The sequence below is a fragment of the Coleofasciculaceae cyanobacterium genome (assembly GCA_036703275.1).
Classification (GTDB): domain Bacteria; phylum Cyanobacteriota; class Cyanobacteriia; order Cyanobacteriales; family Xenococcaceae; genus Waterburya.
The window spans coordinates 1-12034 of sequence record DATNPK010000079.1; the positions used below are offsets into that span (position 1 = coordinate 1).

Annotated in this window: 22 protein-coding genes and 1 pseudogene; 13 read left to right on the forward strand and 10 right to left on the reverse strand. The window is 40.8% G+C overall.

Going from position 1 to position 12034, the window contains the following annotated elements; translation table 11 throughout:
* Positions 1-493: 493 nt before the first annotated feature.
* Positions 494-982: a DUF1824 family protein gene (locus tag V6C71_15105; GenBank protein HEY9769797.1), complete on the reverse strand. Its 489-nt coding sequence runs from the start codon at positions 980-982 to the stop codon at positions 494-496.
* A 372-nt stretch (positions 983-1354) separates the two neighbouring features.
* Here V6C71_15105 and V6C71_15110 point away from each other — a divergent pair, with 372 nt between their 5' ends.
* Together V6C71_15110 and V6C71_15115 are read left to right on the forward strand one after the other, a co-directional pair.
* Entirely contained in the window at positions 1355-1513 is a 159-nt protein-coding gene (locus V6C71_15110; protein ID HEY9769798.1) for a rubredoxin, read from the forward strand.
* A 147-nt stretch (positions 1514-1660) separates the two neighbouring features.
* Positions 1661-1987 carry a YnfA family protein gene (locus V6C71_15115; protein ID HEY9769799.1) on the forward strand — a complete coding sequence of 109 codons (327 nt, stop codon included), beginning with the start codon at positions 1661-1663 and terminating at the stop codon, positions 1985-1987.
* Positions 1988-2018: 31 nt separating this feature from the next.
* Here the strand turns inward: V6C71_15115 and V6C71_15120 are convergent, their stop codons facing one another.
* From V6C71_15120 to V6C71_15135, 4 genes are all read right to left on the reverse strand, one after another.
* A complete protein-coding gene (locus V6C71_15120) occupies positions 2019-2756 on the reverse strand; it encodes a molybdopterin-dependent oxidoreductase (GenBank protein HEY9769800.1) in 738 nt (245 codons plus the stop codon).
* Positions 2757-3022: 266 nt separating this feature from the next.
* The gene (locus tag V6C71_15125) at positions 3023-3391 is read right to left on the reverse strand and encodes a glycosyltransferase (protein ID HEY9769801.1); all 369 of its coding nucleotides are present in this window, start codon (positions 3389-3391) and stop codon (positions 3023-3025) included.
* A gap of 115 nt (positions 3392-3506) precedes the next feature.
* The gene (locus V6C71_15130; protein HEY9769802.1) at positions 3507-3869 is read right to left on the reverse strand and encodes a hypothetical protein; all 363 of its coding nucleotides are present in this window, start codon (positions 3867-3869) and stop codon (positions 3507-3509) included.
* A gap of 718 nt (positions 3870-4587) precedes the next feature.
* Positions 4588-4806 carry a hypothetical protein gene (locus V6C71_15135; GenBank protein ID HEY9769803.1) on the reverse strand — a complete coding sequence of 73 codons (219 nt, stop codon included), beginning with the start codon at positions 4804-4806 and terminating at the stop codon, positions 4588-4590.
* A gap of 148 nt (positions 4807-4954) precedes the next feature.
* Here V6C71_15135 and V6C71_15140 point away from each other — a divergent pair, with 148 nt between their 5' ends.
* Complete coding sequence (locus V6C71_15140; protein ID HEY9769804.1) at positions 4955-5248, forward strand: hypothetical protein; 294 nt, start codon at positions 4955-4957, stop codon at positions 5246-5248.
* Here V6C71_15140 and V6C71_15145 read toward each other — a convergent pair.
* Both V6C71_15145 and V6C71_15150 read right to left on the reverse strand, forming a co-directional pair.
* The gene (locus V6C71_15145) at positions 5245-5883 is read right to left on the reverse strand and encodes a hypothetical protein (protein HEY9769805.1); all 639 of its coding nucleotides are present in this window, start codon (positions 5881-5883) and stop codon (positions 5245-5247) included. The genes V6C71_15140 and V6C71_15145 overlap by 4 nt on opposite strands.
* 4 nt (positions 5884-5887) lie before the next feature.
* Positions 5888-6121, reverse strand: coding sequence for a hypothetical protein (locus tag V6C71_15150; GenBank protein ID HEY9769806.1), 234 nt, complete (start codon positions 6119-6121; stop codon positions 5888-5890).
* 150 nt (positions 6122-6271) lie between these two features.
* Here V6C71_15150 and V6C71_15155 point away from each other — a divergent pair, with 150 nt between their 5' ends.
* The gene (locus tag V6C71_15155; GenBank protein HEY9769807.1) at positions 6272-7201 is read left to right on the forward strand and encodes a S1C family serine protease; all 930 of its coding nucleotides are present in this window, start codon (positions 6272-6274) and stop codon (positions 7199-7201) included.
* Between the two features lie 34 nt (positions 7202-7235).
* On the forward strand, positions 7236-7868 hold the full coding sequence (locus tag V6C71_15160) for a response regulator transcription factor (GenBank protein ID HEY9769808.1): 633 nt from the start codon (positions 7236-7238) through the stop codon (positions 7866-7868).
* On the opposite strand, the gene V6C71_15165 is transcribed toward V6C71_15160, so the two are convergent.
* Complete coding sequence (locus V6C71_15165; GenBank protein ID HEY9769809.1) at positions 7858-8094, reverse strand: hypothetical protein; 237 nt, start codon at positions 8092-8094, stop codon at positions 7858-7860. The genes V6C71_15160 and V6C71_15165 overlap by 11 nt on opposite strands.
* Before the next feature lie 34 nt (positions 8095-8128).
* On the opposite strand from V6C71_15165, the gene V6C71_15170 reads away from it, so the two are divergent.
* On the forward strand, positions 8129-8272 hold the full coding sequence (locus V6C71_15170) for a hypothetical protein (protein ID HEY9769810.1): 144 nt from the start codon (positions 8129-8131) through the stop codon (positions 8270-8272).
* Positions 8244-8438: pseudogene (locus V6C71_15175) on the forward strand (IS1 family transposase). The gene V6C71_15170 and the pseudogene V6C71_15175 overlap by 29 nt, the downstream one beginning before the upstream one ends.
* A gap of 10 nt (positions 8439-8448) precedes the next feature.
* Here V6C71_15175 and V6C71_15180 read toward each other — a convergent pair.
* Together V6C71_15180 and V6C71_15185 are read right to left on the reverse strand one after the other, a co-directional pair.
* Positions 8449-8631, reverse strand: a complete 183-nt coding sequence (locus V6C71_15180) for a hypothetical protein (protein ID HEY9769811.1) — start codon at positions 8629-8631, stop codon at positions 8449-8451.
* A gap of 709 nt (positions 8632-9340) precedes the next feature.
* Entirely contained in the window at positions 9341-9589 is a 249-nt protein-coding gene (locus V6C71_15185; protein ID HEY9769812.1) for a hypothetical protein, read from the reverse strand.
* Here V6C71_15185 and V6C71_15190 point away from each other — a divergent pair.
* From V6C71_15190 to V6C71_15215, 6 genes are all read left to right on the forward strand, one after another.
* Complete coding sequence (locus V6C71_15190) at positions 9588-9872, forward strand: hypothetical protein (protein HEY9769813.1); 285 nt, start codon at positions 9588-9590, stop codon at positions 9870-9872. The two genes, V6C71_15185 and V6C71_15190, sit on opposite strands and share 2 nt — an antisense overlap.
* Positions 9869-10237: a hypothetical protein gene (locus tag V6C71_15195; GenBank protein ID HEY9769814.1), complete on the forward strand. Its 369-nt coding sequence runs from the start codon at positions 9869-9871 to the stop codon at positions 10235-10237. The genes V6C71_15190 and V6C71_15195 overlap by 4 nt, the downstream gene beginning before the upstream one ends.
* Positions 10238-10242: 5 nt before the next feature.
* Positions 10243-10710 (forward strand): DUF1810 domain-containing protein, encoded by a 468-nt coding sequence (locus V6C71_15200; GenBank protein ID HEY9769815.1) that lies wholly within the window; start codon positions 10243-10245, stop codon positions 10708-10710.
* 51 nt (positions 10711-10761) lie between these two features.
* Positions 10762-11082, forward strand: coding sequence for a hypothetical protein (locus V6C71_15205; protein HEY9769816.1), 321 nt, complete (start codon positions 10762-10764; stop codon positions 11080-11082).
* Positions 11083-11168: 86 nt separating this feature from the next.
* Positions 11169-11513, forward strand: coding sequence for a DOPA 4,5-dioxygenase family protein (locus V6C71_15210; GenBank protein HEY9769817.1), 345 nt, complete (start codon positions 11169-11171; stop codon positions 11511-11513).
* A 301-nt stretch (positions 11514-11814) separates the two neighbouring features.
* Positions 11815-11994 (forward strand): hypothetical protein, encoded by a 180-nt coding sequence (locus tag V6C71_15215; GenBank protein HEY9769818.1) that lies wholly within the window; start codon positions 11815-11817, stop codon positions 11992-11994.
* Positions 11995-12034: the final 40 nt, after the last annotated feature.

The window sequence follows — 12034 nt, forward strand, 5'->3', positions numbered from 1 at the left end:
GCATGACTAGCGGCGGCTTTTCCTAAAGGATAAGCTTCGAGACCGAAGGGCGGAGTGCGGTTTATCCGTGAATCCGCGATTGGCAAATGAGAGGGAATCTTCCCACTCAAAACGCGCCTTAGCTTCGCGTCGCGGGGGTTCTCCCCGTTGAGCTTACCGAGTAAGAAATACCATCGAGTTAATCAGTACGTTTTTATTAGTCGCCATCATAATCAGATGGAGCGAAGCGTTGTGCATCGGATGATTAAACGAGCTTGTAAACGTGCAGGGATTGACCCTAGGGCATCGGCACACTGGTTAAGACATTCTCACGAAGCGCCATTCTTTAGAAGCTGGTTGTAATTTTAGCGTGAGGGATGCTGGGGTTTCGCGACTCTTATCCAATCACGCTGGTGAGGTTGTTGCAGCAGAGTTTAGGTCATGCGAGTGTAACTACTACCGAGAGATATCTGCATATCAGTCCCGATGCGGGAAGTAGCCAGTTCATCGATTTTTAAATCTTATTATTATTTAGAAACAAATCCAAAGGAAAGTGACCGTATGTTCCAGCAACCGAGTCATCTTCACTTTGATAAGAAATAAGAACGCCTCGATATTTTCCTGTATATTTGTTTGAGTAGTAAGACATTTTCTGAGTACTAAATTTTAGATAAACTGGTGATAAACTTTGATTCGCCTTATCTTTCTCCAGATTACTTTGATGCGCGGAAATGCTTGGGGAACCCAAGCTTATTCCACGCGCATGTTGATAACCGAAAGCCTCTAGATAACTAACTAAAGCTGAAAAACCTTGCTGAAAATCCGAAGCGCAAATTCCCAAATTCTGTGATGACGATAAACTCGCTATCAATAGTAAGCTGTTACGAAGTTCCTCTAGTTCTGCTAACGGTTCGGTATTGGTTAGTTGGATAGAATCGTCGTATGACTTTACGATTTTTAGAGCTAACCCTAGAGTTAGAGCGGGTGGTTGTGATGCAGACATAGTAGAGTTGTAGACTTAGCTTAAGGTCTAAATCTATTTATAAAAGATGATTGTACATCTTTATCTAGCCTAAAATAAATTTGTCTGAGACAGAGCTTGAAAATCTATGCTCGACAAGAGCTATTTGCGATCGCTGCTGTTATCAGTCCATAGACAACTAAATTTCTAACCCGATTCATCAACTGCTTAACCTCGGCTGCGATGGAACTCTATTTAGTTTTACTGTTCCCATTAACTAATGGTTTTTAAGCAGGTTTTTTAGGATTGACTTTTTTGCTCGGTCTTTTGTTAAATGCTTTAAAAGTTGGAAATTTAATTTAACACGTTATTCAAATTGTCTCTAAAATGACAAGCAGAGAAAGGAAAAACAACATGAAATATATTTGCTCGGTTTGTAATTACGAATACGATTCAGAAGTAGGCGATCCAGATAGCGGTATCGAGCCGGGGACAGCTTTTGAAGATATACCAGACGATTGGGTGTGTCCTGTTTGTGGAGCAGGTAAATCAGACTTTGAACCAGCCCAGTAGCGTCAATTTTAGAATGCTGGAGATAGCAACTTAATTGATTGTTTTTTTGTTGTTATAAGTTTGTTGGTTGAGTACGATTGCAGTTCGCGCAAAAGTAGAGATAATCATAGTGTTGACGATCGACTATTCTCATCCAACAAAACAAAGATGCGAACGTTTTTATTCTTTTTACTTGCTGCTCTTGGAGAACTTTCTGGATGTTATGCTTTCTGGGCATGGCTGAGACTTGAGAAAAGTATACTCTGGATTATTCCAGGCATCCTAGCCCTGATTGTTTTTGTTTATGCTCTCACCAGAGTAGATTCTAATAACGCAGGAAGAGTCTATGCTGCCTACGGAGGTATCTACATTCTCTCATCACTTTTTTGGCTATGGTTAGCTGAAGGAGTCAAGCCAGATAAGTGGGATTTGTTCGGCGTTGGGATCTCACTGGTGGGAACAATTATAATTTTGTTCGGAGCGCACCAACCATAACAACTTAAGAAACTCTCGTATACTTTTACTTTCATCTTGGCTGCACAATCCTAATCTCTACAGTTCCCACCGCATACTGCTCTTTCAGTAAAGCGCTCGCAGACTCTAAAGGACAGTACGAAAACTTTAATGTAGTACCATTCATTGAAGCTGTAGCATAGTTGTTTTTAGTAAAATTCCCCAAACCAAAAGTTTTGGCTAGGGCATTACCACCAGCATCATTACATACAGGTCCGACATCGGTATTATTAGGACTACCCAAAAGCTCAAAATATCGTCCCACTAGAGAACCGGTTCCTCTCGGCAGTCGCCCTGAAGTTTTGTTGGCGATCGCTCTGGCTTCACCTGCATCTTTGAGGGCGAGAAACTTAGCTGCAATGGTTTCTAGAGCTTCATCCCAGTCAATCGGCTCGAATTGAGAATCAGAAGAGCCTTTTTCTCCTTTAACTCGCTTCATGGGAGTTTGAAGGCGGAAGCGATTGTAAACTAACTCAGTCATCATCGGGGCTTTAACGCACAACTCTCCAGCCTGAACGGGGTCATCTGGTTCGCCCAAAATATCGATAACGCGATCGTTTTTAAGATGAACTTTCAGACCACAAAGAAAATTACAAAACTGACAGGCACTATCAACAATTTTATCTGGCTGTAATGCTCCCGACTGTTGCGTAAAATCGAAGGTACTCTGTCTACGTTCGACAGAGTCTGCTTCGACTCGCTCGAATCGATCTGTTAGATCGGCAGTTGGTTCTGGGGCATTAGACTGCATCTTTGGCTCGTACGACTTCTGTTTTGACCAAATTTGCGCCACTGACGGCAGCCGCACCGAGAGTTACACCCTTTTAAAAAGTTTCGACGCGATCGCGGTTTCTTTTGCCTGTCATTAATTTACTACTTCAGTTGCGGTTTACTTTATTATCGTGTGATGGCGAACATCTGAGCATGAGAAATAGATTAAAAATTCTTTTAAATTTTTCCATTATCTCCGCCGTTTCGCTCAGGGTAGTGTAATAAAAAAGTGTATCAAGTATAAAGCTATCCCACTAAAATTAAAAAGTGATAATCTAATATTGGTGTTTGTATAGCAGGCTCGGCTAGAACCTTCTTAATAATTGTAGTCAGGTCGTTAGGTACTAACGTATCAGCATGGAGAAAACAGAGCAGATCGCCTTTTGCTACTACCTTCGCTCCTAAATTCATTTGTATCGAACGTCCTGCTTGGTCAGAGAGAAGAACTGAAACCCCCGCTTCCCGCGCAATTTTTAAAGTATTGTCTTGACTGCCTCCATCTACGAGCAAAATCTCAAAGGGAGAAAGATTTAAAAGAGTTAAATTATGTAAAGTCCTTGCCAATACATCTTCTTCATTTAAAGTAGGAATAATAATTGAAATTTCAGAAGACATGAGAGAGATATTTTTTCTCGAAAATAGTTTATATCTATAAATTAAGAGAAAAAATCAATAAAACTCCCATTCAACAGAGATTTAAACGACAAGAACGCTTTCATCGCTTCCTTTTTTACTTACTTGTTGACAACTCGCTTACTATTTTTACCTGAGAGATTAATTCATCTAGGGTTTGAATCTGGTTTAATTCTGCCTGAGCAATTGCGACTTTAAGATCGTTATCCTTTTTTTTGAGAATTACTGGATATTCAAATTTACGAGCATATTTTTGCTCAAATTCGTCTCTGTGCAAAAACTCCATCTCGGTATTTGATGATTCTCTAAATTGCTTCCACTGTTTATGTTCTTTAAACAGCCCAAAAGTCAGATCGCAGAGATTACATTCATAAGTTTGAGGACTGAGTGCTTTATGCCCTATATCTATAAGCGTGTTTATCAAACCGTTATCCGCATTATAGACAAATATAAGTTTCATATTTCTCAAGTTAAAGATATCTTATCTAAAGAATGAATATTAACATCAATCCCGAAGTCCAAGAATTCCTACAAAAATATGATTACGCTCCAAGCGCTTGCCCTAAAGGATATGCCCTAAAGGATTAGCTCCTTACGTCCTAAAGGATACCGCTTCGCGACACGAAGTTAGTCCTTTAGGGCATATCGCGTCCTTCGCGTCGCACCCGAATGGGTGTACCCGTAGCGATCGCATCTTCTTAGACGAACGAGGAATCCTTAAACTATTTGCGAAGCTTATCCGTGATAGACAATCTGCTGACTTTTATCTAGACTATAGACTATGCAGATTTAAAAGTGTGGTGTATCTGTCGGGCTATTTATCAGCTATCAACAGTTGAACTGGTTGAATGGCTCAAAAATAGTTTTAAATTCATTTATGGCGAAGGCTAAGCGCTAGCTCCTGATGTTTCTATCCCTATAAGACACGTTTGGTTAATTAACGAGCAAAAAGAAATTATTGAACCAACTTGGGATGCAAATGATTCTGTTTATATAGGAATTCCTTTTTCTACTTCATGGTTTGAATCTTTTCTAAGTGAGCGTTCGACTATTGATAGAGAAGATGAAATCAGCATCTTGAAGGTAATTATCTAGAAAAATATTCACTGCTGAAACAAGGATCGCCAGAGGAGGCGATCGCATAAACGTAAATTGGCTTTTTGATTAATTAAACTCTTTTACTTATCTAGATCGGCAATCATGCCACCGCCAGGGATATGGGCGGTAATATTTTGTTCGTGGGCGAGTTTGTCCTCTGCTGACTGTTCCGGGGTAAACTTTTGCTCCATTTGTGCTGCATCCGCAGAGCTTTCCTTTTGGGCTTCTCGTTTCATGATGTCAGAAGGTTGCTTTGCATCTCTAAAATCGATAGGTCGATCGGGTTTTTGCTCGGTCATATCCTTATTGTTAATGCTTCACTTTACAGTATCGAAAAAGCTTCAATTGTATTAATCCTTCTAAGGAAAGAAAAAAGTCTCAACCGAATTAGAATGTTAGTAACATCTACAACAATATTTATTCGCTCGAAGTTTTCACGGTTCTGCTATGAATATTGAAGAATTCAAACGACAAAACACTCAACAGATAAAAAGTTACCCCCTCGCACTTCAGGCTTTGTGGTACGACTATCAAGATGATTGGCATAAATCTCATAACTTAATTGATTCAGAAAGCGATCGTAATTGTGCTTGGGTTCATGCTTATCTGCATCGAAAGGAAGGAGATTTAAGTAATGCTCGTTATTGGTATCGCCGTAGCGGTCAGCCCGAATCAAAACTTAGTTTGATTGAAGAAAGGCAGCAGATCGCTCAAGCTTTACTGGCGCAAGGAAATAATTAATTTAATCTTTGTTTGTATGGTTCAAAACAATAATACTTAGGACGTGAATCCAATCTAACATGAAGCCAGTGAACCCCCAACCCCGATGTACTGACCCAGATGGGCTGTTCGTTAAGCTTCTGAGCAAGCGATAAGCCTATATGCGAAGCGGTATCCTTTAGGACGGCATGGCTTACGCTACGCCCAACAGTTTGCCACAATAGATGCTGTTGAAATTCAGGAGCGAATCTAACAAAAGAGGCAAGATGAGTACGGGCAACTGTATTAGCAATAGGACAGGGGACGACTAATAGAGCATCGTTTCCTAAATTGGGAAAGGTTACGATGGATTCAGTTGCCGATTTAAAATACTTGTTAAAGTCAGTAGGGTCAGGTTCTATATCAGCTAGTTTGGGACTATCTACGAGGACAAATTCAAATTCTCGCTCTGCGGTAGACTGGCTAACTGATGGTGTTTCCCAGAAATAGGCTGACATAGGCGCATCGGCTAACAAGGAGATAAAAAACGTTCTGAAGCTATTGTCGTGTTGCCATAACTCAATAACCTCCGAGTAAGTAACTTGTTTGTCGCTTTTAAAAAGAGAAATTTTCTGAATGTGGTCGGAGTCAATTAGTTCGCGCTTGGATTTCCACATATTGCTAAAACAATTTCAATTGCCCAGGACTAACAGAAGAATAACCACCCCGATGTAAATCTAAATGACAAGCAGCACATACCGCCTGTAGATTGGAGAATTGATTCTGCGATGGGTCATGGTTGCGATGGTGTACCTGAAGAATATCCGCTGTCCACTCAGCACGGGTTAAATCTTCTGGTATTTCTCCTAGCTTATAACATTTCTTCCCGCAGCATACCGCTACGCATAAAGGCATCGCGCTTTATTCGTCAAATCATACCTCAATTTACTAACGCCAAGATTTACTATACCTAGCCAAGTTTCTAGGTTGAAACTAGACAAATAACTGATGCCGTCAGGTTGTTAGATCGAGCAACATAAAAATACTGTTAAATGGTAAAACTCAATGTCATCTCTCACAAATCCAAACAGCAATTTTTTAATTGCATTCTCGGAAAAAAGTGCCGATATTGTAGAAACTGTAGGTAATTCGGTTGTAGCAATAAATGGACGAGGTTTTTTCTGTAGCGGTATTCATTGGCGCGAAGGCATAATTATCACTTCCAATGAAAGCATTAAACAAGCCAGAGAAACAACTGTAACTCTCCCCAGTGGAGAAACCTTACCCATTACCTTGTTAGGACGCGATCGCAGTACGGATGTAGCAGTGTTTAGAACTGAAGCTTCAATACCTGTTGCGCCGATAGATAGTGAATGTGAACTAAAAGTCGGTCAAATCGCGCTCGCTGTTGGTCGAAATAAAGAAAGAGGATTATTTGCCAGTCAGGGAATAGTCAGTACTGTAGGCGGTTCGTGGCGTAGTAGCTTTGGCGGTAATATCGATCGCTTTGTTCGCTTAGATCTCAATTTTTATCCTGGTAGCGGTGGTAGTGCCTTAGTTAATGCAGCAGGACAAGTTGTGGGTTTTAACACGACGGGTCCTAGGCGCAGCGTCTTGACTATACCTGCTGTTACAGTTGACCGCGTTGTCGAACAGTTGTTAGAAACAGGTCATATTCGTCGTGGCTATCTCGGTCTGGCGATGCAACCAGTTAACCTACCCGACTCTTTAGTCAATGAATTATCTCTGACCCACCAGCAAGGACTAATGGTAATTAGTGTCGAACCCGAATCTCCAGCACAACAAGCAGGCATTCTACTGGGAGATATTTTGACCGAGATTGAAGGCACTTCTATAGTGAGACTAAGAGACATTCAGATATATTTAGAACCACAGAATGTGGGAAAAGCGATCTCTTTAAAGTTGATTCGCGCGGGTTCGTTACATCCTGTAACTTTGACTGTGGGCGATAGTGGCAGCAAAGACGATTGTTAAAAGCGATAGAAACTAAGTTAGAAACAATCGAGGGATGATTCGGATTATCGTGTATGACTCTAATTCAATTTTGCTGGCTGGTTTAGTTAGCATTCTCGGTAGCTTGCCAGAGTTAAAAATAGTAGGGAGTTTTTTTGATGAAGCGAGTTTAAGATTATTGAGCGATTGCGCCCCCGATTTGTTGTTAATAGAGCAAATACCCGACGAAGATTTGTGGTGGTTGTCACGATGGATATTCAAGACCGAGTTGGAGATGGCGGGTATTTTATTGACCGACTATATAACTAGTGAAGAGATGAGGGAATATCTCGCTCTGGGTTTTAAGGCTTTTTTACCCTATTTAATCAACACCACAGAAATTGCCACAGCGATCGATGCGGTGATGGCTGGTTTAATTGTAATTCATCCTGAGTTAATACCTCTCGACCAAAGAAATAATTCTGCCATCACTCCCGAAGCTCAAATCGATGTTCATTTAACGGCTAGAGAAATGGAGGTGCTACGGTTACTTGGAGATGGATTTAATAATCAAGCAATTGCCTCTACTCTACAAATATCCAAACATACGGTCAAGTTTCATATCAGTTCAATTCTATCCAAGCTCAATGTCTCCAGTCGTACCGAAGCAGTTACAGTAGGATTGCGACAGGGATTGATTAGGCTTTGAACTTTAGCCAGTTGCATCTGGTAGCAATAGGACATTCAGGACATTTAGTATTTCTAGCAGTACAAACTTTAGCTCCAAAGTCTAATAAAGTTAGATTCCAATGTCCTACCTCGGTATCTGGTGCAATGGTTTCTGCTGCACTCGAGAGAATTAAAGAGCGAGACTTGACCCTTCCTCCTTCGATACCAAAGAATCTTTCTAAAATACGGGCAACGTTAGTATCCATTACTGCTGCCGAGCAAGCGAATGCTTAAGAAAAAATGGCTTTTGCGGTATACTTACCAATGCCTGGAAGCTTTAGTCATTCTGTTTCTTCTTGGGGTATTTCTCCTTTGGGCGTTGCATCCCTGCGGGATGATCTGATCATAGTAGGGTATGAAATGCCCAAACTGCCAATCAAATAAAATTCGTAAAGATGGTCATCGTCGAGGAAAACAAAATTATCATTGTAAGGAATGCGATCGCCAATTTATCACCGCCTACTCTCAAGTAGGATATCCTCCATCAGTTAAAGAAAACTGCTTAAAGATGTATGTCAATGGTCTAGGATTTAGAGCAATAGAAAGAATTACGGGGTCAATCATAATGCTGTAAAAGGGATCTGGATATCTTCGGGAAAATCAACTGTCAGATTTCCGCTTACAAATACGTCTGCCCCTGAATAAGCCTGCTGTATTTCTAGTAGAGGCTGTACGGCATCTTCATCATTAAAAGTAAGATGACTAATTTCAGTAGTGGCAGCTTCCCCGACGGTAGTTGTCACTTTGCTTGTAATTATCTGCTCTCCAGTCTTATAGACACCCTTACTATCGCTAACAACAAACTTACTGCCTTCATTACTAATAATTAAATACTTGCCATCGGCAGGAGTGCGATTGCCCTAAAGGACTAACTTCGTGTCGCGAAGCGTGGCCCGTAGGCATCGCTTGCCCAAAAACCTGTGATTCTCGCGTACACTTTATTAGTAGCTGCATTCTCGTTGTAGACTCGTACAATTGCATCTCTCAAACTTAGATTCTGACTGACTTTGGTGGTGATGCCCCCACCATTAGCTAAATAGATTCCTAATGTTAGGAGAGCGATAAGCAAGAGCGGCATCCTAAAGGACTAGCTTCGCGTCGTCCTTTAGGATACCGCTCCGCATATGTGACCGAAGGGCGGAGTGCGGTTTATCCGTGAATCCGCGATTGGCATATAGCTACGCGTCGCGCTCCGCGCACTGGCGAAGCCAATCGCAGCTTTAATATCTCCTGAGAAAAAACTAAGAGGAATTAATACAACAGCGATTACGCAGTTGCGTATGCTTACGCAATCGCCTTGACTACGTTATTGAAAGCATCACTCTCTTTAAAACTTACCCTTGTGCCTGTGTCTGTGTCTTCTGGCTGCGGTGTTGGGCTAGAAATTGGTGAGCGATGCCTTTATGCGTAGCGGTATGCCACGGCATTTGCGAAGCTTATCCTTTAGGACGGCTATGCTCCGCAAATCGCTGCTGGGGTGAACTTTGGGTTTGCCACCTCACGAGCAATATTTACCTTTTCTTGTAAGTCGGGGGATAAATCTTCAAAGCTCATTTGACTAGCCAACTGGATTTTAATCAAGTCTTTCATCGCCATCCCACGAGCAGCTAATTCTTCTGCTTCTCTAACTATCGTTGAATCAAGTTTTGCTGTTGGTTCTGACCGATTAATGTAGATCTCATTTTCGGCTTCTGATGCCATGCGACTTGTTAAACAGGCTCAATCAGTCAGAGGTGGATTACCCAAAGCAGTAATGTTTCTTAGTCGAGCCGTGAAAGGAACGAAATTAAAAGATGAAGCGATCGCTTTACTGAGGAAAAACCCAGAGGCAACTTTACTCGATACAGTGATTCATCAAAAACAAGCGATCGCTGACACTTCAGGACAATCAGCTACAGTATGGGAATTGCCTGGAAGACCTGCTAGTGAATCAGCTTCAGAGTACGAAGAATTATTCAAAGAACTGTTCAAACAACTACCATGACTAAAAAGCGTAAACCCCTCGATAATTCTCTAGCTAGTGCGTTTGTATTCGGTAGAGATAAACCCCAAACAGGAGCAGCACCTGTACCAGATATTAAACCAGAACCAGAAGAAGTATTCACAGCCGAATTAGAATCAATACCCACTGCACCTATGCCAGAAAACCCAGGCTCAAAACCTAATAAAGAATCAAGCCTAATGGAAAAATTACAATTAGAAGCGAAAGAAGGAACTAAGCGTTTTACTATCGACTTGAGAGAGTCAGTACATCGTAAGCTATCTATTTTGGCAGCCAAGACAGGTAGAACTAAAGCAGATATCGTCAGAATGTTACTTGATGATGCACTTGAAGATATACAAGAGTAATAAACATGATAGAAACAGATAAAAAGCTAGATACGAATGATCCTTTTGAGCTAAATCGTTTCATCAGCGCACAAGACCAAGTTTACGATCGCGTTTTGGCAGAGTTAAAAAATGGTCGCAAGCGATCGCATTGGATGTGGTACATATTTCCACAACTTGACGGACTAGCCCAAAGTACAACTTCCAAATATTACGCCATAAAGAGTAGAGAGGAAGCGATCGCCTATCTAAATCATTCTGTTTTAGGAGCGAGAATAATTGAATGTGCGAAGACGATTGTTGCCATTGAAGGAAAAACAGTTTCAGAAATCTTTGGCTATCCCGATGACCTCAAACTTAAATCTTCTATGACACTATTTTCTGAGATTACACCAGAGCCTACATTTATCCGTGTCCTCGATAAGTATTTTCAGGGCGAGCAAGATGATAGGACACTCCAGCTATTAAAGAAGCTCAAAAATACAAACAAGTAAACAAGTAATGCAGTAAGTAACGCAGTAAATATTTAAGTAGTTAATAAAGCTATGATTAACAATTTTGATGCTTATGAAGACCAAAAATATCCAGAGGCACTGTATCCTGTCGTAGAATTATCAGATAGTATATTAGAACTTACTGAAAAACTAAAAAGAGTCAGACGAAAACTAGACAATTTCGAGCAAAAATATTTGGAAGCTGACCAAGAACTACGCGAATGTGAAGGTTACGAGATTCCAAGTGCAATAAAGCTTGAGCGTTGGCAAGCTGAGATTGAAGAGATTAGCAATCGCATCGATCTTTTAGGCGATCCCTCTAACTTTCATCAATTTAATTTTTTAGCGACCAAAATTTCTCCGTTGCTATAAATGTGTATTAGAGCATTAAAGATTTAAAAGAAAGCAATGCCTTCGGCTAGGCAGAGCCAATCGCCATACAGAGAAGATATAAAAAGATGGAATTTCAAGACATCGGTTCGATTAGCAAGTATCATGCTCACGTCTATTTTGATAAATCTAGTGTCGAGCAAGCAAAAGCTTTGTGTGAAGAAGCAGGAAAAAGATTTGATGTGGTAGTAGGACGGATGCACCACAGACCTATAGGTCCTCATCCCTGTTGGAGTTGTCAACTCGCCTTTAATCGCAGCAACCATACAGATTTACTGACTTGGTTAGCTTTAAATAGAAACGGTCTGACAATTCTAATTCATCCACTCACAGGTAACGATCTAAAAGACCACACCGATTATGCCTCATGGATGGGAGAACCACAGGCTTTAAATCTCAAAGTATTCAAATAGAAGGATTGTCCGTTCGTCAAAAGCTATTGCGATCGCTTTGTATAAGGTTGTGTCGCAAAAACTGAGAAATATAAACAAAAAGTGTTAATTTAACAACTTGCTGAATCTCACTTAACTCTGGTTCATGGTTTCATCTCAACCGAAAGAAGACTTGTCTGAGCAGGTGGAATTACGGCAAAACAAGTATTTAAATAATGTTGTCGAGCAAGACCCGCTATAACGGGTTGTGTCGCAAAAGATAGAAGGAGGCGCATAGTACAATACAACTTAAGCAATCATACTTACGGCTTTCACTATAGAAATGAATTCGAAACAGCCTTTTAAATGGCGACATTTCCAACAAGAAATTATTTTGCTTAATGTACGTTGGTATCTTCGCTCTCTGTACGGGACAAAAAAGAAAAAAAAGACTGGCAAAAGTAGAGAAGAAAAAGGTTTGATTAAAAGTAACTATATGCGAAGCGGTATGCCACGGCACTAGCTTCGCGTCGTCCTTTAGGACACTCCAATCGAACCCTATG